Source organism: Paenibacillus sp. Y5S-9 (genome assembly GCF_036894235.1).
GTDB lineage: Bacteria > Bacillota > Bacilli > Paenibacillales > Paenibacillaceae > Paenibacillus.
Window position 1 is genome coordinate 874,563 of the sequence record NZ_CP145887.1, and the last position, 21,721, is coordinate 896,283.

Genomic DNA, 21,721 nt, shown 5'->3' on the forward strand with positions numbered 1-21,721 from the left:
AAGGGAGAGAGACGTTATGATTATTGCGTGCAACAGAAACGGATCTCTTGAAATGATGCGCTAAATAGGCATAGGCGAATGAACATCGCTCTGCCATTCACACTATACAAAAAGAGCCATGCGACAGCATGGCTTTTACATATATCGTGAGATGGCAAACCTCATGTTTTAAACAACAGGTGCATTCTGCTTCTTGAAATATTGTTCAATTAGAAACGCGAGCATTGGTCCTGGCTCAGCCTTCTGTAATTGAGCCTGATCGCCAAATTCCATGAGATACGGCTGTTCCGTAGTACAAGGAGTCCAATGAGGCATCGGCTTGCCAGTGGAGTCCGAGCCGTTTGGGTCACCTGTAGCAATAAAGTTGGATAAATAATTGCACATCTGGCGGGCCAGATCATAATGCTTACCTGTGAAAGGCCGCCAGCATTTGGCGAGTGTTTCGAAGAAAAACCACAGATCGACGGAGTGAAAAGTGCCTGGCTGGTCCCAGCCCGGAATCTCGGCATCGAAGTTATAATAGTAGAGAGGCGTTTCAGACGGATGACCGCTGTTCGCGCGGATGGCGAGCAGAATGGCATGTTGGATCATGCGGACCGATGCTTGTTGCAAAGCATGTTCGATTTGGCCGGTATCAGCCTCACATAGCTGTAAAAAGGCAGGAGAATCCTCGCCAAACAGCTCCACAGCCATCTGCTTCAGTTCTTCCAGATCGGCTGCGGCGGGACGGGTCCAAAATTCGGAAGACGTATGCCCCAGCATTACGGGTATCGCTTCGCGCTCCTGCTGAACAAAACGAGTAAACGGATCGCCTGCGCAGAATTGTTCGTCGATGACGGTTCCCCAGAAGCTTTTGTATTCGAGTGCTTTGTCACGGAGATATTCAGCATCCAGTTGTCTCGCCTCAGCGAGGGAAGATACGCCCAGGAAGCCAAAAAATTCAACCCCTGCTTGCTCTGCATCTCGCAGTGTGGAACGGACAGAAGGCACGCGGACCTTCGGGTACAACTCGGTAGCTATACCACTCATGATGACGGCTCGCTGGAACAAGCCTTTATTTTGCGGAGAGGTCATCTGGCTGAGTACACTTCCTCCGCCTGCCGACTGTCCGCCGATGGTGATCTGGTCTGGATCACCGCCAAAGGCGGCAATGTTGCGTTTGACCCACTGGGTACCTGCTTGCTGATCAAGATGACCAAAGTTGGCGGGTGCATGGGGGGATTCGGCACTAATCTCAGGATGGCACAGGAAACCGAAGGCATTCAGCCGATAATTAATCGTCACGACGATGATACCTCTACGAGCGATTCGCTCGCCATCAAATTCCATTTCGGCCGTATGGCCGACTTGCAGGCCCCCGCCAAAATACCAGACAAAAACAGGCAGCTTCTCGTCCGTGCGTTTGGCTGGTGTCCAGACATTCAGATACAGACAATCCTCATCCATGGGCAGGTCGGGATCAACGGCCCATTCGCGGGTATAGATATTGTTATCATCGATGACTGTTGGGGCTTGCATGGAGATGGGGGCAAAATCAAAAGCTTGCAGTACACCTTCCCAGTTCGACTGCGGCTGCGGAGCTCGCCAGCGGTTCTCACCTACAGGAGGTGCGGCAAAAGGAATTCCCTTGAAGCTGGTAATCCGCGGGTCCGCCGCGGGCAGTCCTTGCACTTGTCCATGTTCTACCGTAACCATTCTAAGCATACAACATTCTCCTCTCTGGATTTAGCTTGTAAGCGTTACCGAACATCTGATCAACGTGGCAATAGAAAGGGGGAATCAAGGTTGAATCCGATTTGGCATGAGAGCAGTAGAGCCAGTAATTTGTATTTTATCAGCGGTGGTCACAAGCCGGCCAACGCTCACCAATGGGGGCCAGGCGTGCGTGACGTTTATGCGCTGCACTATATTATCCGTGGTCAAGGGACGCTGGAGACGGGCGGGCGCGTTTTTCGGCTAGTTACGGGGGAAAGCTTTATCATATTTCCGCAAAAGGAGATTTACTATTATCCAGACCCGCAAGATCCATGGGAGTACGTCTGGGTGGAGTTTAGCGGTGAGGATGCCGGGCGGATGCTGGGGCTGACACAGCTCTCAGAGTTACAACCCGTGGTGTCGGTCTCGCCGGAGACATTGCAGCCTTTTTTCCACCTTGCCTGGAACGCGGGTGCATCATCCTATGAATTACTGCGGGCAGATGCCCGTTTGCGTCTGCTGCTTTCTTACTATATGGAACATTATCCGAAAGAGCCGCAGGTGGACACCAAGGATTATGTCTGGCTGGCGAGAAAGTACATCGAGCAGAACTACTGGAAGCCAACATTGACCGTCACGGAGATCGTAAAGGCAGTTAATCTGGAGCGCAGTTATTTGTTTCGTCTGTTTAAGGCAGCAACCGGCAAGTCTGTTTTGGAGTATATTACATCCTGCCGAATCGAGCGCGCCTGTGAACTGCTGAAGACGTCGGGCCTGCCGATTCAATCGGTAGCCTATTCTGTCGGCTACAATGATCCGTTATATTTTTCCAAAGTATTCAAGAAAGCAACTTCACACACGCCAACATCTTACATGATGCTGCATCGGACGAAGGCATAACGTTAACGGAACAGGGCGCAGTTCCCGGACTCTCGAAAATAACGGATCAGCTTCTCAATAGGCTCGCGTCCACAGTTCAGCTTCACTCCTATACAATCAATGCACAGAAATTGCTGGGCAGAGCGCGAGATCAATTTGAGGTAGATGCCCACATCATCTGAAGAGAGCGGAACCTGACACGAGGTGCACAGGCGATGTTGAGCCATCTATTTCACCAGTTTGGCACGCACAATTAAACAATCATGTGCTGCGACAACGGGAGCGAAGCGTTCGCGGAACACGCCAAGCTCTTGATGTTCCCAGCAGTCATACAGGGACAGCGCATAACCGGCAGCGTAAGGCAGACCCATATCCCAAAATTGCAAAGACAATTCCCGCTGGCTGTCACTCAGGTTGAAGAAACCAATAGCTAGATCACCATCTGTGAGTACCTTCACCAGCATAAATACATCGTCTGTGTGAAACCATTGAGGCTCTGGTTTAATGCGGTAAGCTCCGCGAGCTTCTACATCCTGATTGATGGCAAGCAGGTCAGGATTCAGGAGAATATCTTTGGTGATCTGGTTAGCCTTGCGCACGTCACATCCGATCATTAATGGGGAACCCATCATGGACCAGAGTGAGAAGTGGGTTTTATATTCGATGTCGTTGCATCCACCGATGCTGCCAATATAATCATTGTTGCTTCCACCGTACATACCAACGATTAGCATATCCATGTCGTTATGACAGAAGGAGCCGGTGTAGCTTTGTTTGCCCAATTGAGACAAGGCAAGTTCCTTCACTGAATCCCAATTGTCACGGATATCGCCGGTAGAGCGGTACATATGAGCCCCCGATTCCCGAATCCAATCGTATACGTCGTCAGCTCCCCAGTTGCAGGCGGAGAACAGGATATCGCGTCCGCAGTTTTTGAGCGCAAGGCTCATCCGTTTGTACAGTAGCTCTCCTGAGATATGACGCGGCTTGAAGCAGTAATCATACTTCAAATAATCAACGCCCCATTCGGCAAAAAGGGCAGCATCCTGGAATTCATGCTCAAAGCTGCCTGGATACCCGGCACATGTATGCGTACCCACGCATGAATACATTCCGAACTTTAGTCCTTTGCTATGGATATAATCGGAAAGCGCTCTCATTCCGCTCGGGAATTTCTCCGGGTCAGCCACCAGATTGCCGCTCGCATCACGTTCCTTCAGGCTCCAGCAATCATCAATGACAATGTACTCGTAACCAGCGGCCAGATAACCTTCCGACACAAACACATCAGCGACATCCCGAATTAATTGTTCGTTAATATCCCACGTAAAGGTATTCCACGAATTCCAGCCCAAGGCAGGGGCAAAGCCTAACACTTGATTGTTGCTCATGCTCACGCATCCTTCCTCATCTCGGTTTTGTTAACAATACTAAACTGAACATAAACGATGAGCGACGTTTCCTGCCATAGCTTAACGTTGCTTGGATATGGACATATGTTGCTCTGCTGTGCTGGGGGAATTAGCTCTCCCAATCAGGCTCTCGGCAGGTATTCAGAAGTTGCCGGTAGAAGCATAAGAAAGGAAAAATGTCTGTCTGCGAAGAAGTTATATCTATCTTTTCAGGGATCTGTGCGAAACTATGGTATAGATGTTATGATCGGTGATAATGCTCGAACAGGATGTCAGAGCAAGAGGGAAATCTGAATAGTATTCAGTTCTTTCAGGAAAAATACCCCAGTGGGGAATCCCTCATACGAATGGTAACAATCCCGCCGGGACGATTATGCATATGGCAGAAGGGTTCCAATTGGATAATGTGCGATTTTCCATCGGTTTTTTGTTAAACCTAAGTGTCCGTTTGATATGATCAGATATAAAATTTATAGGATGGGGAGTGTTGCCAAATGAATCTAGGTGAAGTGATGCAAGAGTTAGAGGCGCTGGGCAAAGAACGAACGAAAAAAATCTATATCTCTAACGGTGCGCATGAACCGCTATTTGGCGTGGCAACCGGAGCGATGAAACCAATGGCAAAGCGGATCAAAAAGGATCAACCTTTGGCAGAGCAACTATATGCGACGGGGAATTATGATGCGATGTACTTTGCAGGCGTGATAGCCGATCCTCAAGCGATGACAGAAGCTGATTTTGACCGTTGGATCGATGCTGCTTATTTTTACATGATCTCTGACTTCATCGTTGCCGTCACGTTGGCGGAGACGGATATTGCTCAAGCAGTTTCGGATAAGTGGATCGCGAGCGGAGATGAACTGAAAATGTCAGCAGGATGGAGCTGTTACTGTTGGTTGCTAGGTAGTCGAAAGGATGCTGAGTTTTCGGAGAATAAACTGATGGAGATGCTGGAACAGGTGAAAAAGACGATTCACGAATCCCCGGAACGAACGAAATATTCGATGAACAACTTCCTGTATACCGTTGCAACATCCTATCAACCGTTGCACGATCAGGCAGTGGAGATAGCCAAGACTGTGGGACCTGTCGAAGTGAACAAGGACATGCCCAAGAGCAAGCTGCTGAATGCCTCTGAGAATATCCAAAAGGCAGTGGATAAAGGGCGGACGGGGTTCAAACGTAAATATGTAAGATGCTGAAATTTTTGCCGTATCATCAGTTTCAACATACGGAACATATGGTTATCGTGGGATTGAAATCCACAATCTCCGTGTTATAATGAGGACAGAAACAGCTTATAATGCAAAGAGAGCCGTGCGGTAACACGACTCTCTGACGCAATAGCCGCTTTTAAGGGCGGTGGGCTTAACAAGCAGGGTACCGACTAAATAGACCGCATCCCTTAGCCAGAGGGCGGTCTATTTGTGTTTTCAACTCAATATAGCAGCATCAAATCTACGTATAATATAAAAAACCGAAACCTCTACATATCGTTCCTTTTAACCATTTCTTTGGCTTGCTGCCTGCCCGCTGAGAGAAAGCTGTCGCTAAGCTCAGGATCACTAACAGAGCGTGCAAGTACAAGCGAGCCAACCATTGTACTGAACAGTGCACGACCTCTCGACACATCAATCTCAGCCAGATTGGAGATAAAAGCGATCATCCGCTCCAATTCATGGGTAAATACCTGCCGAACCTCTTCGGACGAACGGGATATTTCGCTGGAAAGGGCGGGGAAAATACAGCTCATTTCCGTTTGGTCGCGGTGATACGGACTCAAATAATAATCGATTACTTTATTAATTTTGGAATTCTGCTCTTCCTGATCAGCCACGTTCTGTAGAAGTGTAATGGTATCACTAATGGCATATTCACAGGCTTCGGCAACCAATTGTTCCTTGTTGTCAAAGTGTGAATAGAACCCTCCGTGAGTTAATCCAGCTCCCTTCATAATAAACGGGACACTCACCTCCTGGATACCATTGGTGCGAAAAGCTCGAGCCGCACTCTCAACAATCTTACCTCGTACTTTTATTTTATGTCCTTTGGGATAGGGCATGATCATTCACTCCATAGTTTCATCATTCTATAGAAATTGAACTAAAGAATATTTACACCTTCCACTCCGATGACAGAACAACCTTCTGATCGCTGTTATCCCCAGATTTTTGTGATTCCCTTTTCCAAAAGGGAAAATCCGGTGATAAAGGCGAGCGCTTCGCTTCCTCAGGTTATTTCTGTCCTCTCCGTTCTCGTGTAAATTTATAGTTCAATTTCTATACTTTCAAAATATTATAGTCATCATAATAAAGCCTGTCAATTTAACGACTGAATATCTGTTGCTTTACAAAAGGATAAAATACGGTTGTTGACGGTCTTAAAATATGATGGTTATAATATATTACGGTCATCATATTTTAAATTGACTTCAAATCGGGAGGTATCAGAATATGGGCAAGCTTGAATCTGTGGATACGTTAGTTATTGGATCAGGTCCAGGGGGCTATGTGGCGGCGCTTCGTTCTTCGCAGTTGGGGATGAAGACGGCGATTGTTGAACGTAAACAGCTTGGCGGGGTCTGTACACATGTGGGTTGCATACCATCCAAAGCCTTAATTGCGGAATCGCATCGTTATGATTGGTTCAGACAGTTTAATCAAGCTGACGCGGCAGCGACATTTAAGAATGCTCAGGATTTTAAAGAGGGGGTTGTGAATAAACAGGCAGGTGGTGTCCACTATTTGTTAAAGACTGCGGGTGTGACCATTCTTGAAGGAGAGGCCAGTCTGGTGGATGAGCACACAGCGATGATCCGGCAAACTGGACAGGAGCAAAGCATTTCTTTTAAAAATCTCATACTGGCAACGGGGTCTCGTCCGATTGAGTTGCCAGCATTTCCAGTTGGAGGTCGTATCTTATCTTCCACTGAAGCATTAACTCTACAGGAGGTTCCGAGTAGTCTGATTGTGATCGGCGGAGGTTATATTGGGGTGGAGCTTGGACAGATGTATGCGAAATTCGGAACAAAGGTAACGATTCTTGAGGGTGGCGCACAAGTATTGCCCGGATTCGAGGCGGAACTTGCAGCCCCTGTAGTCAAACAATTGAAGGCGGATGACATCAACATCGTAACCGGAGCGATTGCTGAAAAGGTGGAGCAGAATGCGGATTCCATTACACTGCATTATTCGAAAAACAAGGAGCAGCAACAAGTTACGGCAGAATATGTATTGGTCACGATCGGAAGGAAACCCAATACAGACGGACCGTTAGGACTGGAACGCATAGGTGTGCCCGTAACGAACAAAGGACTGGTTGAGACGGATGAACAGTGCAGAACGGTTATCCCGCACATTTATGCCATTGGAGATATTACAGCTGGTCCGGCGCTCGCTCACAAGGCATCCTATGAAGCCAAAGTAGCCGCAGAAGCCATTACGGGTCTTACCTCCAAAGTGGATTATAAGGTGATTCCGCTTGTTGTGTTTTCTGATCCGGAGATATCCAGTGTTGGGGTAAGTGAGACGGAAGCCAAAGCACAGGCCGTTTCGGTCGTTATTGGGAAATCTTCTTTTGGGATCAACGGAAGAGCATTGGCGTTAAGGGAAACCGAAGGTTTTGTGAAAATAGTGGCTGACCCGACATCAGGAATTGTCATTGGCGCGCAAATCGTTGGCGTGGAGGCATCTACACTGATATCGGAGCTCGCACTCGCCATTGAGATGGGGGCAACCGTGGAAGATCTGGCCATGACGATTCATCCTCATCCGACTTTGGGAGAAGTGATCATGGAGGCAGCCGAGAACGCAGTCACCAAAATGAAAAAGCAAAATAGTCAGTAAATTTAACCATACACGAGGACTGGGAATGGGAGAGATACAAGAATGAAGATAAAAGCGAGTTTGTATATCGGGATTGCGATGGTGTTTATTATTGGAGGTTCACTTCTTGCGGTTAAAGGGAAGGATGCTGTAAGTCAGGCCGAGATCCGGAAACAAGGCATACTTGAGGCAGAGCAAACGACTTTAATTTATCAGAATAGCCCCGGAGCAATTGCAGAGGTTGGTGCGTCTGCAGGTGACTCCGTGAAAGAGGGAGAAGTACTTTTCAAAGTGAAATCAGCCGGGGAGGGAGATGTGGATGTACTCGCACCGTATGACGGGTTGGTTGACCGAGTTGCTGTAAAGCAGGGAGATCAAGTTCAAGCAGGAGTCCCGCTGGCAGTTGTACAAAAGAATACGTATTACACCGACCTTTACATACAGGAAAGTGAAATTCAACAGCTTGAAGTGAATCAAAGCATTGATGTTCATTTCCCGTATTTGGATCAGCCAACGCAGGTGAAGGGGAGCGTTACTTCCATCTCAACTGCTCCTCAGTTTGCAACCTTGCGGATGTCTCGTGAAAAAGGGCAAGCGGATTTAAGTATGTTTTTGGTCCGAATTTCGATGGATTCAAATACCGATTTGCTTCCGGGGATGACGGCAGAGGTGAAACTTGATGAAATCACTGATTGACGAGTGGGAGTACGTCGTAGGCAGTAAGTATATACGGCTAATTTTTATTGGGCCAATGATTGCAGCCTTATTTTTCGGCTTAATGTTCTCGCAGAATCAACTCAGTAAATCACCAGTTGTGGTCATTGATGAGGATCATAGCGAATATTCACGACAATTGATCTCCAAAATAAATACGTCTCAATACATGAGCGTCAAAAGCGTATATGCAAGCCGAATGAGTCCTGAAACATTGCTTGCCAACGAGCAGGCTGTAGCGGTCATTATGCTTCCCAATCAGTTGGGATTGCGTCAACAAGAAGGGAAATCGACGAATATCGGTATATTGATGGATAACACGATGCCCTCGGGGCTGACCGGTATTCGCACTGCGATTCAGGAGATCATCCAGACGGAAAATATGACCCTTTCCATGACACGTCTGATCCAAAAAGGGATGGATGCCGAGACAACTAAAGGAATCGTATCACCGTTATCCCTTCAGCAGCGGATGCTGTTTAATCCAACTTCCAGTTATGTTGGTTTTATGGTGCTTGGATTTGTGAATATCGTAGTATTAATGATTACAACAAGTGCAGCGGGCTCAATTGTACCCCGGCTTCGTCAGGAAGGGAAACTGTTTGCCAACGGAAAGTCACCTTTCCAGCTATGGGTGCGGAGTGTACCTTACGTTGTGTTGAGTTCCCTTTCGCTGCTTCTATCCTATGGATTGTTAAAGCAGGTGGGGGGAATGCGATTTGAAGCAGAGCCTTATCTTTTCATCATTCCGCTGGTTGTTTATGCCTTCGCCTTGTCACTCATGGGTATGCTGATCGGATACACTGCCAAAAACATGTCGAAAGTCAGCCTACGAACCAGCTTTGTATTGTATCCCTCCTTTTTGGCTACGGGAATTCAATTAACGCCGCTGGCGTTTCCAGAACCGTTCCAAATGTTCGCATGGGCATTACCGATGAACTGGCTTAACCGTCTAATTCGTGGAATGGCGTTTCGGGACGGGGCACTGCCTGCCTACAGTCAGGAATTGGGGGCACTGCTGATTATTATTGGTGGAGTGTCCTTGTTCGTGGGATTACTGTTTCTGCGGGAAACAAGGAAAGTTTCTTCCAGCAGAGCACCCCTGTTGAATACGGATATATTGCCGAGCAGTAGTTAATTATTTAAGAATCGTTAAACAACGAAAAAAGACGCACGGGAGTCATTCCTGGTGCGTCTTTCTTTTTTATTACTGCAGATGACATTTAACGATAAAGATGCTTTTATATAAGTTCAATTAAACATTTACAAGATAACGGAGAGAACAGAAATAATCTGAAGAAGCGAAGCGTTCGCCTTTATCCTCGGATTTTACCATATAAAAAAGAAATCAAAAAAATCAGGGGATAACAGCGATCGGAAGGTTGTTCTGTCATCGGAGTACCAGTGGAAATATTCTTTAGTTGAACTTATATAGCGAAGGTTTTTTATATCGTTTATACTTGTAAGGCCAATTTACTTGAGGAGTTGTCTAACGAATCATGAATAAAAAAGAAGTCGCGCATATACGAAAGCAGTTTAAACTCGATCACGACCTACTGAATATTTACGATATTCTCAACGTGTATATTACGAAGGAAACCAACGAGGTCTATCACTGGGAGCGTCACCCGTTCGAACTGGTGGACAGAGAGAAGCAGGAGCTGTACATGGGCAATTTCAAAAAATTGCTGACAGGTGATTTGGATCAGAAGTTATTCGAATTGAAGTTCCAGGAAGCGGCGGAGGATCCAGCACAGGTATTGCTTCACCAGGCGCTCGTAACAGGTGATCCGGATGAATGGCAGGATCTGATGCTGCTGCTCGTGGATCGGATGTTGGTGGATACGAAGTTTGAGCGAGATATGGTAGCTACGTTTGTGCGTGGACAGTATTATCTCCCGACCAAAGCTAGAAACGAAGCCACGGAAGAGAGTGAGAAGAATGAGGTGTTCGCCCATCCGTTCATTCTGTGCAGCGTGAATTCCACGGAGAAGCAGCGGAAAACACTCTTGTTTGATTACGTGGAGAGAGAATTCAAATATAACATTATTGTCGATCCGATTATCAAATTAAGCACGCCAGAGCAAGGGTTCCTGTATCCTAGCGTAACGGACAACTACTCCGATGTGAATCGTGTACTCTATTGCACAGGGAAATCCAATTTCCCGGACCCGCATTTTGTTGAAAATGTTTTGAATGGAGAAAGATCCGTAACCGCACTGGAAGAACGGGCGATCTTCGAAGATATCGTTAAGGAAGTGGCGGGTGAACAGCTCGATTCAGCGACCATTGCACATGTATATGAGGAGATTAACCGAGTCATCGAGATTAACGAAGAGTCCCATGAGGAAGAACCTCCGAAGCTGGATTATAAAGATCTGGAACGTGTACTGACTGCAAGTGGCATAGAGGATCTGACAACGGAGAAAGTAGAACGTGCCTTCGAAACGATCGTTGATAACAAGAATTATGAGATGAAAGCGACCAGTGTTATGCCGAAGTTTACGTCCAAGTCCATTAAGATTGAAACCAAGGTTGCTACGATTTCGGTTAGCCCGCAAGACCTGAGATATGTGAAACAGGTGAACTATCAAGGCAGACGTTGCATCATGATTGAAGTGGACGAAGATGTTGTGATTGAAGGATTTACGCTCAATACCGAAAAACTTATAAATGAGGATTGATCGTAGACCATGATGAAGTAAAATCATCGGACAAGTACGAATGAACGTCCATCTATTGCAAAAAGCCCATCCTAAGGCATTATCGCCAAGGCATGGGCTTTTTTGCTGTTTCATGACTGCCGCAGAAGTTGTTTGATATCCGCTGCCGGACTGGAGCCAAGTTCCTCTTTGAGCAATTCCTCCAGCACCAGATACTGTCGCTGCGCTTCGGTTCTTCGTCCAAGCGACAGATACAAGAGGATGATCTCGCGATGAATATCTTCCCGAATCGAATCAATCTGGAGGATCCGTTCAAAATAATACAGCGCCCGTAACGGCTCGCCTGCCTTCGCGTGATAGTGGGCAGCAGTTTCCATCGTCATGATGAAATCCAGCTCCAGCTGTCTGGACCACGCGAAAGCCCACTCATAATGCCTTCCTTTCAGAAGTTCACCCGTATACAACGTGTCCATCCGCTCGAAGAGCTCGGGGCGATGTGCCGATGCCTGACGCATCTGCCGGAACAAAGTCTCGAACTCGTACAGATCACAGTTGATCGCTTCCCGGTCGATACGGATGCCATTTCGGTCCTTGAGAATAATTGGCACGTCACTGTTGTCCCCGATGGCACGTCGTACGTAGTACAGTGTGGAATTGATGTTCGTCCAGGCCTTTTGCGGACTGAGGTCCTTCCACAACGTATCGGCTAATGCATCGCGGGTAGTCGATTTGGTATACAGCAAGAATGCCAGCAATTCTTCCGTCTTGGGCGTTCTAAGCTTGATGGGGTTGTCTGCTCCGGCACCGCCAAACACAGTGAATTCACCGAACAGACGAACGTTTAGTTTGGGTTCAGGCACCGCTGGTTCAGGTGTTGGCACGGACTTGTGAAGCTTTTCCTGCAATCGCTTAATGCTACGGTTCAGTCGCTCAGCTGTGACCGGTTTGATGACGTAATCGATCACCTCTTTGTCGAAAGCCTGCACCGCATACTCCTCATAACCGGTCACCAGCACGATGGGGAGCGAAGGGTGATGTTTACGCAATTCACCAATGAGTTGCATACCCGAGATGCGAGGCATCGTAATGTCCAGAAATGCCGCATCGAAGCTATTCTCTGCTGCATATTCACAGGCTTCCTCCGGGTCATGAAACGCACGAGATACCTCAACTTCTCCGCTTTCTGTCAAAATGCGATTCAGTCGCTTCAGCGACAAATCTTCATCATCTACGATGATGACTTTCATCATGTTTCATCCCCCCCGTTCCCATCTGTGCTTAGACGTTGATTTGGAAGATCAAAGGTAATCCGCGTTCCCTCGCCGTCCAGACTTTCCATCTGAAGGTGTCTGCCATACAGCAGGTTCAACCGACTGGAGATATTCCATAGTCCAACGCCGTTACTGCCGTCCGTGGATTGCCGAATCTCATCCATCCGTTGCTTGGTTATGCCAATTCCGTTGTCCTCGATGGTGAAGCGTGTTTCCGTATCATTCAGATTGCGGATAGACAACATGACGCGACCACCGCGAATACTGGACATCAGCCCATGCCGAATCGCGTTTTCAATCAGGGGCTGTAACGTGAGCGGTGGAATGTCCATGTTCCGGTTCACATCCGCATCCACATCGATAATGACCTCCAACCTTGTGCCAAAGCGGGCTTGCTCTATGGCTACGTATGCCTCGATCATCTCCAGTTCGTTCATCAGGCTAGTCTTTGAGTCCAGATGTTTAAAGTGCACACTCCGCCGTAAGTAACTCGATAATTGCAAAATCAATTGTTCTGCCCGATTCGGCGCATCCACGCACAATTCGGCAATGGCGTTCAGGGCGTTATATAGAAAGTGCGGGTTCATCTGAGACCGCAAAAAAGATATTTCCGCATCTCGCGCAGCTTGCACGGATGTTTTCATCCGAGTCAAACCGCCGATCCGTGCCAGCAGTTCCTCCGATTCGAACGGCTTTGATACGAAATCATTGGCGCCTTTTTCCAAGGCCAGCTTCAATTGATTAGCTTTATTACTCGCCGTCAGCATGAGTACAGGCAACTCGGAAGGAGAGAAGCGCTCCCTGATTCGTTCCAGCAATTCGTAACCCGACATGTCCGGCATCATGATGTCGGCAATGACCAGATGTACAGCTGGGAGCTGGTCGAGCAGTTCCAGTACAGAAGGGGAACGTGCGGTTACCGCATAACTGTACCCTTCCAGCTTCAAGAGATTCACGATTGTCTGCAAATTAGCCGAGTCATCATCCACAACGATGATCCATTCGTTGAGATGCCCTTCCACAATCGTTGGTTCTTCGAACCTTAGTAGCTGATTACCATGACTTGTAGGAGCTATGGTAAGTGGCATGGCGTTAGATCGTTTCTCTCCTTTGCCATCTGCGAGAGGAAAGGTCAAGATGAACGTGGCCCCCTTGCCGGGTGCCGATTCCGCATGAATAGTTCCTCCATGCAGTTCGACCAACTTGCGCGTAATGCTTAGTCCAAGACCGGTGCCTCCAGCAACGGCTGGACCGGTATCTGCTTCCTGCTCGAATGGCAGGAAGATGTGCTCCAGCTTGTCCTTGCCGATACCACGACCCGTATCCACAATGCGTATTTCCGCTTTGCCTTGCACGACCGCAGCTTGGATGCTTACCGTGCCACGTTCCGTGAATTTAACTGCATTACCGATCAGATTATGCAAAATTTGAATCAGTCGATTGCCGTCTGCATAGATCGGCGGGAAATGTGCCGGGATGCGGTTGATAAGCTCCACCTTTTTCGCGCCAAGCAGGAAGGAGTGCATCCGCAAGACCGATTCGACAAACGAGTACAGATCGGTCGAAGACCGCTGGAGCGGGATGTCGCCATGTTTCATTTTCGAATAATCCAGCAATTCATCCACCAGATAGGTTAATCGTCGGCCGCTTCCTGTCACGATCGCCAGATTGTGCGCCTGTTCGTCGGTAAGCGGGCCCTCGGCGCCTTTGAGCAGGCTTTCACTGATATTTACAATCGCGTTCAGCGGTGTTTTGAGCTCATGCGAAGTATTGGACAGGAAGTCGTCCTTCACCTTGTCCAGCAAGAGCAACTGATCTTTGAGAGTGCGGACCGTACGATAGGCCTCGAAGAACCGAAGCACCGCCAGAAACAGCATCAGGATGCTGAACAGGACAATGGAAGCCTGCCCGATGTTCATGTTTTCCTTGAGTGAGATCGAGAAGAGATTAATGTCCAGACAGTACAGCACGATGCTTAAGAGAGCCGCATACCACAAGAAAGTAGAGAGCCGTTCGCCCTTCTCACTGGTCAGAAACTGTGATGCGCATTGATACAGCAACCACAATAGCAGCAACGTGTACATAACGACGACGTAAGGCGCAGCAAGCCCATAGACGGAAATAGGCAGAAGCGCGACCATGCATAAATAAGCTCCGAAAATGATCAGGATCACCGTTGTGAGCATACCGGACAGGATGCCTGTTTTGAATCGGTAGAAGTAAAAGGTCAACAGACCCAGACATGCGACAGAGCAGAAATCTTTTAATTTATAGAGCGTGCTAAAGGGAATTTCCGTGCCCGCCATGGATAACACACGTTCGCTGATCATGCCGTTATAGAGTGCATATAACAGACAGATTAGACCAATCAGCAGTAGGGAATCGTCCCTGTTTCGGTAGAGTGCAGACCCCACGTAACTGACGAGGAATATGATCGAAATGGTAGCCAGTACAGCGAGCGTGCCGAATTCGATAGCTGTGTTGAATTGATGTTTTTTCAGCATGGCTGCTTGTTCGCCGAAAAAGAGTGGACCCGGAATACCAGAGTCCGTGTAATCGTAATTAGCCACCCGAATCAAAATCTCAATGTCACCGCCATGATAGGGGAAAAAGCCAATCTGGGGGGAGTTGCCTGGTCGGTAACCTGCTGATTTTGCCACAGCATGCCCGTCTTCCAGCAGCTTGTTGCCATTGATGTAGATCTCGCTGGCAAAACGAATGTTCATTTTTTTGATCGCCAGCGTTCCTTCAACAGGTGCATTACGTAGCACCAGTCGATACGTGGCGAAGCCGTGAGTTGGCAGTCGTTCACCATCCACTTTAAGTCGATTCCAGGAGCCGGGAACGGTTGCATAAGTGTCGGGTGCTTTCGTTGGACCAGCCTGATTCGATGTTGCAGATTCGTCAGGAAGCAATCGCTCCCAGTAAAATTCCCACTCCCCGTCCAGCTTGATCCGCTCGTCTTGTTCAGGGTTCCAGGCCGAGAGGTCCAGAACACCTTGACGGGCATGAAGAGCCGCAGATTGGGGTTCTCTGATCGTTGACAGCAGCAGTACGGTAATAGCGAGTACAACAGTCAGGACAACGCCTGAAATTTTTAATAACACGAAATGCTGCTCCTTTAGAGATTGTTCAATCCTTTGGTAGCTTCGGACAAAATCTCTTGTATTCTATCGGCATTGTAGCGAATATCTCTGGGGGGCGCAATCACATTTCGACAATTTTTTTCTGTTTATTGCTTGTTTATTGTGATCCATTATAATGCGGAAGCAAGATATGTCGAACGGACGCAGAAAAAGCATCGAAAGACCTATCTTTGCGCGACTATGGGCTGATGGAGTTGAGAGAAATGAAGAGGAGCATCACATCATGGCGTTTGCGGCGTCAGATGATTGGCTTGCTGGCTGTACTGATTGCTGTGGCATGTCTGAATGGATATACAGGTGTATCCGTTGCCAAAGCTGCTGGAACCGGACAAGTGGCCGTATCGGGAGCTGAAAAAGTGTATCAGTCCGCGGCGCAAGCTGTCTTTTACTTGAAAGCGTATCGCAAGGACGGAACGCTCAAAACGGTAGGTACCGGTTTTCTGATCGGTAATGGTAGAGCACTTACAGCAGCCCATGTTGTGAAGGACGGGGTTTCTTTCGAAGCTGTATTTGAAGATGGTTCCATCCAAAAGATAACGGTTCTGAGCGCTGACACGGATACCGATGTGGCTATGCTGTCTGTGCAGAATAGTAAAAAACGTCCGGTCCTTACCCTGTCAGGGGACAAGCAGCCTGCAAGATATGGGCAACGATCGTTTGCAATCGGATACCCGCTGAAGGATGGCAAGATCATTACGGAGGGTATCGTGAATGCACCAACCGCTGAGGTGAACGATGTCGTTCGCTTGCTGACTTCCGCGCAGGTGTCTGCGGGCATGTCGGGTGGTCCTTTGTTAAATGAAGAGGGTCGCGTGATCGGATTAATCTCCGGTTCGTTTCGGACAATGACTGGCATTCATATCTGTGTAACGATCGAAGATATTCGCAAGCTGATGAAAAAGTCGAATACATAACGGGGAAAAAGGGGAATCTCGCATGTTCAAAAAGTTATCAATCTGCCTGCTTGCTGCCTTGCTGACGTTGACGTCTGTGAGCTGGCCACACCTGCCGACCGTTTCCGCAGCTGCGGAGTACACGGATATTTATATTCCGAATGGCGGCGGTAAAATCATCAATCGGGAAGACATGTCTTCCTGGAATAACAATATTAAAAAGTTCGAGGCAAACAGCTTTGGCATATTTGCTGCCGGAGCGCCGGGTACATCAATGCAGAAGGAAGATATTGAAACCGTAAGTGCAAGTCATGTTAGAACGAAGGGAGCAGGTTCATTCAAAGCCAAGATTTCGGTGGCGAACAATCCATCATTAAGACGATTGGCTGAAGGTGGAGACGCCAGAATGCTCCTTAAGATTGGAACGATTGACGTTTTTATCGGTGGTATGAACGTCCGAGTCGATGTTAACGGCAAAGAGAAGTTCAATCAGTTCAATCATGATAAATCGGCTAATTCGTCATGGATCGCTTTTGGACCCAATGATACGATCGAGATCACATTGTTTGGTTTTTTCAAAAGCGCCAGTGACATTGAGCTTTATTTCGCGGATATCACACCGCCCACATACAACGGCAATACACTGACCCATACCGGGGCAGTTCGATTCAATGGCGATCCGGCAGTACAAAAGAATGAATTGTTCCTGAAGCAGGGAAGTAGCCTTAACTTGGCGCTGAATTTCAGTGAGCCGGTATTTCCGTCGACTGCAGAGAATGCCTCTGACCGGATTGATGGCAAATTCAGCTTCATGCGTACCGAACTGTTCAGTAATCCGGGTGGAGACGGCTTCGATCCGTCTGTTTATTATCTAACGAGCGCAGATAGCGGATACAGTGACTTTGCGCAGGGGGGACTGGATCGGAACAGTCATGCACGCTCCACCTTTAACTTTCGTTATCAGGCTGCGTTAAATGATAGCACAGGCAACATTCCTATTGATCCGAAACGCCTAATCGCGCCCTCCGAGGAGGACCGTCCAACATTACTCGAACGGATGAATGAGGCTGGTTTCATCGATGGTGCGGGTAATCCCGTTGCAGCTTTTAACGGCATTGGAACAGTTCCTTTTGCAGATAACGCAAACCCGGGCGGTACGTTCCGTACCATTATCGACGCACGTGTACCTCAGTACTCAGCATCCCGCAACGGCGTGCAGCCTGAAGTATTAACGGGACTTGTGCTGAACAAGGGCGACGTTGTTGATTTTACCGTGTACCTCAACGAACAGGTGATCAGCGCGTTTACCCCGACGGAGGATACACGACTCAAGTTTGCCAACGGCTTGACCGCCGCATATGTTGGTGGCCAGAACACGAATACATGGACGTTCCGTATGACAGTGCCAGACGGCAAGAGTATCGAAACGTCATTGCTGGAGACAGCTGCTTTGGAGCATGCCAGCAATCCTGGGGACGGGAAGGCTCTGACGGACTACGCCGGTAACGTGCTCACCGAGCCAGTCAAGAAGATTGATTGGGCTGGATTGTCTGTGGACAATACGGCACCTGAAGTGAATTTTGTCTATGAGAATCAGGACGGAGAGATTATTCCCGAAGGACAATACGTAGGAAATGGATCATTCACGATCAATGCATTCGATCCGGACTTGAACGGTCAGACGAGCAAAGGATTGTTCCGTCCAGGCAGTGGTTCAGGGCTCGTGTATTATGTACTGAACCAGAGTGCGAATGATCCCTTCGCTGGGCAAAACGACAACTATGCCGCAGTGAAGCGGTATTCCCTGACGCAGAAGCAGCCTTCTGAAGAATTGTATGCATCTGGTTTCCAGGATGTTGTACTGTCGACTGGACAGAATGGCGTGAAAGTAGAACTGCCGGATGACGGCACAGGTTTGAACGGGAACTGGTATTTGCATACATGGACTGCCGACATGAGTTGGGACTCGGCTCGTCAGCGGATGCAATATGACAAAGGCAGCAACGAACGTGCAGCTTACCTTGCCCAACATCCGGATGCGACACCTGCCGAGCTGGAGGAATATTATCGCTCAAGCATTCTGCCGAATCTGTCTGATTACGGCAATACAGTCCAGTGGCCTTTGGCCGATTTCAAACAGGATGATTCCAATTGGTCGTACCATGTCGGCCTGTTGAAGATTGACAATGACGATCCAACCGTCGAAGTTGCGAACATCGTGGACAATAACTCCGACAATGTGAAGATTACGGTTAAGGCCGCTGATCCGACTTCTTCTATTAAAAATAACAAGGTGCAATACCAGTTCGTAGCAGTGGGCAAGAGCCCTGTCGCTTCCGGGTGGCAGGATGCCGAGCTGAACGCACAAGGTGAAGCTGAGATATCAACATTGAATGATCCAGCAATCTCCAAAGGTGGACAATACGAGCTGCATGCGAAAGCCGAGGATGTGGCAGGCCATTCAGCTACTGCCGATCCCAAAGCAGTTGATGTGCTTGTCATCTCAACCAAGTTCAAAGCCTATCCGGGTACCTATGCGATTAATGACGGACCCGACTTCACCGTAGCCGGTGTTCCAATTGATACGATCGAATATCAACACAGTGAAAGCTCTGAGCGTCCTGTGGGCAACAGCAAATGGGTTGCTTTTGAGGATGAACCGAAGGAAACAAAGCTGGGGGATGTTCCCGCCGAGCGCTACAGCTTCCCTGCCGACAAAACGTTGAACGGGACCTGGTACGCCCACGTACGTATCAAGCAACAGGATACCGGACGTTATTACTACTATTATCAGGAGTACAAATTCGACCATTTGCCACCTGTCACGAAATTCGGTTCGCAGGGTTATCTGTATCCGATGCCAGAGCAGACGGTACAGATTGATGTGTCTGACACGCTGGTGGACTTTAACGGTGTTGCAGTCAAGAACATTCGTTACCAATGGATCAAGGTGGTTGACGGGCAAGACGAGAAGGAACCAGATCCGGAAGGCAAGGGCTGGAGCGTTTCGCCTGCGGATCGTGTGATCACTTTGCAGGTAGACAACAAAAAGGACAACGGTAATTACCGTCTATACATCCATGCCAGCGATAGCTTGGGTAACAGTAAGCTTTACCACACAAGTGGTCTGTTCTCCGTGTTTTATCTGAGCAGTGAACCACCCGTTGGCAGCGCGCGTTTGATTCGGACAGAAGGTCCAGGAGATGACGGGTACACCGCTATTATGGAACTGACGGTTGATGTGCCAGCACAGGAAGGTTACTTTTATTCCGTTTCCACCAACGGCGGAGACAATTGGAGCACTTGGCTGCCGTATACGAACTATGTCGGCGTTCCTGTTGATACAAACGATTCGGGACAACTCAAGTCACAGGTTCGGGTCAAATTCAAAGGTTACTACGACAATATCAGCGATATCGTAACACCTGAGATCGAGCTTCAGGATGCCCCTGCATATGGGCTTGCTTCATTGGAGCAGATCATGCCGGTTCGCGGAGGAGAGAAGGTGCAGGATGGTGGGCAGAACGAAGGACAAGAGATCCTGTTCGACCTCGTTGATGGCAAGACCGTGAAACCAACGAACAGCAACCCGGAAATGCCGGAAACGCTGGAGGCGAACAAACGGTTCAAAATATACCGCAACGGAAGTTACTCCTTCACCGTGAAGGATGGCAGCAATACAGCAACCGTGTTCATCGTGGTCTCCAACTTCGATGATACGCCGCCAATGGTAAACGTGAAGTATTCCACGATTGCGGCAACGAATGGCACGGTTAAAGTAAGTCTGCAATCGAGTGAACCGATCCGCATCACCAATCTGCCGACGTCGTCCAGAACGTTCCGCGAGAACGGAGAATTCACGTTTGAGTACGAAGATGCGGTTGGCTTTACGGGGAGTGTGACGGCAACGGTGAGCAACATCGATACCACGCCGCCGGAAGCAGATATTGTCATGCACTACAACCATCCCGATCTCAAAGCGTTGATTCGTTACGGTAGTGGTACTGCTGTCGTGGATAGCGCGGGTGATGGATACAATGCAAACGGAGAATTTACTCATTTCGCAGCACCGACAACAAGTAATGTGATCGTGTCTAATCTGATTGTGGCGCAAGTGCTGCCGAAACAGGGACAAGTTCAGGATTACCAGGTGGTGTCCAATAGCTCGGGGACGAACCAATCTTCATTGGTCATGACTTCGGGCAGTAAAGCACGCTTCTCATTGGCAGATGCCGCAGGAAACAATGCAAAGCTGGAATCCGATGCGATTACAACACTCGTTGGATCGATCCCGGCTGTAGAAGAGATTACGATGGTTCGAGTAGACAACGACGGACAAATCATTGATGACAGCAAGCTGGTGCAGATTGGGGATCAGGCTTACTCCAAAGGCAAAGTGCGTGTTGGCTTTGTAATGCCATCATCTGTAGTAGAAGGAAATACGATCTATGCCGGAGCAACCCCGGTAGCGAGTTTTAGCGCCGACTACGCCAGCAATGGCGAGCATTCGATTTTACTTTCAGACGTACTTGGTAACAAGAAACAGGTTAACTTTACGATTGCGGGTCTCGATAATACGGCACCAACGATCCGTCTGAACAAAGCTTCCACAACGGTTCTGCAAAACAAACCAGGCTTCGATCTGGTCACCGATCTGGGCGGATACACAGTGAGCGATAATCTCACATCTGCGGAGCAGATTCAGGTGACGGCTGCGGAATACGTGCTGGAAGGCGGACAATACGTGGAGAAACCACTGAATCTCACGGTGACGGGCAAACACACGATTCGTTACACGGCGAAGGATCAGCTCGGCAATGCAGGCTACGCCCTGCAAACGGTATTTGTTCGTTCGACAGATGGCATGTTTGTTACGGCCAATGGCATTCCGTTGTCGGATACCGAATCCGAAACAGCAATCGTGAATACAGGTACGGTCACGTTCAATGTGAACAACTTCCGCACGATCGAGACTGCTGGGGGAACCAAGCTGGAGAACGAACTTGGCACGTACGATATTTATTATTTCCCGGGTCTGGTGCGCGAAGGACAGATGAAATATATCGCTACCCGAGTGACCTATAAGGAACTGATCAGCAAAGACTTCAAGATTACACTGCCCAAAGCAGGATGGTACACCATCATTGTGCAAAATCAGGAGCGCGAACGCGTATACTCCACGCTGCTTGTTAATCGGGCCAATTAGAGAAACGGAAGGGGTTCA

Annotated in this window: 14 protein-coding genes; 8 read left to right on the top strand and 6 right to left on the bottom strand. The window is 48.4% G+C overall.

Annotated features, from left to right (window positions below):
* Positions 1-168: 168 nt before the first annotated feature.
* Entirely contained in the window at positions 169-1,704 is a 1,536-nt protein-coding gene (locus V6669_RS03985) for a carboxylesterase family protein (RefSeq protein ID WP_338590891.1), read from the bottom strand.
* Positions 1,705-1,785: 81 nt separating this feature from the next.
* On the opposite strand from V6669_RS03985, the gene V6669_RS03990 reads away from it, so the two are divergent.
* Positions 1,786-2,595 (top strand): AraC family transcriptional regulator, encoded by an 810-nt coding sequence (locus tag V6669_RS03990; protein ID WP_338590893.1) that lies wholly within the window; start codon positions 1,786-1,788, stop codon positions 2,593-2,595.
* A 2-nt stretch (positions 2,596-2,597) separates the two neighbouring features.
* Here V6669_RS03990 and V6669_RS03995 read toward each other — a convergent pair whose 3' ends face one another.
* Together V6669_RS03995 and V6669_RS04000 are read right to left on the bottom strand one after the other, a co-directional pair.
* Complete coding sequence (locus tag V6669_RS03995) at positions 2,598-2,801, bottom strand: hypothetical protein (protein ID WP_074093540.1); 204 nt, start codon at positions 2,799-2,801, stop codon at positions 2,598-2,600.
* On the bottom strand, positions 2,802-3,965 hold the full coding sequence (locus V6669_RS04000) for a glycoside hydrolase family 27 protein (RefSeq protein WP_338590896.1): 1,164 nt from the start codon (positions 3,963-3,965) through the stop codon (positions 2,802-2,804).
* Positions 3,966-4,480: 515 nt separating this feature from the next.
* Between V6669_RS04000 and V6669_RS04005 the strand changes: the two genes are divergently transcribed.
* Positions 4,481-5,188: a DNA alkylation repair protein gene (locus V6669_RS04005; protein WP_338590898.1), complete on the top strand. Its 708-nt coding sequence runs from the start codon at positions 4,481-4,483 to the stop codon at positions 5,186-5,188.
* A gap of 284 nt (positions 5,189-5,472) precedes the next feature.
* On the opposite strand, the gene V6669_RS04010 is transcribed toward V6669_RS04005, so the two are convergent.
* Positions 5,473-6,048, bottom strand: coding sequence for a TetR/AcrR family transcriptional regulator (locus V6669_RS04010; RefSeq protein WP_074093544.1), 576 nt, complete (start codon positions 6,046-6,048; stop codon positions 5,473-5,475).
* Between the two features lie 391 nt (positions 6,049-6,439).
* Between V6669_RS04010 and lpdA the strand changes: the two genes are divergently transcribed.
* The 4 genes from lpdA (at position 6,440) to V6669_RS04030 (ending at position 11,208) form a co-directional block, all read left to right on the top strand.
* On the top strand, positions 6,440-7,831 hold the full coding sequence (gene lpdA, locus V6669_RS04015) for a dihydrolipoyl dehydrogenase (RefSeq protein WP_338590902.1): 1,392 nt from the start codon (positions 6,440-6,442) through the stop codon (positions 7,829-7,831).
* Positions 7,832-7,873: 42 nt separating this feature from the next.
* Positions 7,874-8,506 (top strand): HlyD family efflux transporter periplasmic adaptor subunit, encoded by a 633-nt coding sequence (locus V6669_RS04020; protein ID WP_338590904.1) that lies wholly within the window; start codon positions 7,874-7,876, stop codon positions 8,504-8,506.
* Positions 8,490-9,662 (top strand): ABC transporter permease, encoded by a 1,173-nt coding sequence (locus V6669_RS04025; RefSeq protein WP_338590908.1) that lies wholly within the window; start codon positions 8,490-8,492, stop codon positions 9,660-9,662. Before V6669_RS04020 ends, V6669_RS04025 begins: the two co-directional genes overlap by 17 nt.
* A gap of 361 nt (positions 9,663-10,023) precedes the next feature.
* The gene (locus V6669_RS04030; RefSeq protein ID WP_091038856.1) at positions 10,024-11,208 is read left to right on the top strand and encodes a DUF4317 domain-containing protein; all 1,185 of its coding nucleotides are present in this window, start codon (positions 10,024-10,026) and stop codon (positions 11,206-11,208) included.
* A gap of 110 nt (positions 11,209-11,318) precedes the next feature.
* On the opposite strand, the gene V6669_RS04035 is transcribed toward V6669_RS04030, so the two are convergent.
* Complete coding sequence (locus V6669_RS04035; protein ID WP_338590911.1) at positions 11,319-12,437, bottom strand: response regulator; 1,119 nt, start codon at positions 12,435-12,437, stop codon at positions 11,319-11,321.
* On the bottom strand, positions 12,434-15,565 hold the full coding sequence (locus V6669_RS04040; RefSeq protein ID WP_338590913.1) for an ATP-binding protein: 3,132 nt from the start codon (positions 15,563-15,565) through the stop codon (positions 12,434-12,436). The genes V6669_RS04035 and V6669_RS04040 overlap by 4 nt, the downstream gene beginning before the upstream one ends.
* Positions 15,566-15,807: 242 nt before the next feature.
* Here V6669_RS04040 and V6669_RS04045 point away from each other — a divergent pair, with 242 nt between their 5' ends.
* Complete coding sequence (locus V6669_RS04045) at positions 15,808-16,518, top strand: serine protease (RefSeq protein WP_338590916.1); 711 nt, start codon at positions 15,808-15,810, stop codon at positions 16,516-16,518.
* A 22-nt stretch (positions 16,519-16,540) separates the two neighbouring features.
* A complete protein-coding gene (locus V6669_RS04050) occupies positions 16,541-21,703 on the top strand; it encodes a hypothetical protein (RefSeq protein WP_338590917.1) in 5,163 nt (1,720 codons plus the stop codon).
* Positions 21,704-21,721: the final 18 nt, after the last annotated feature.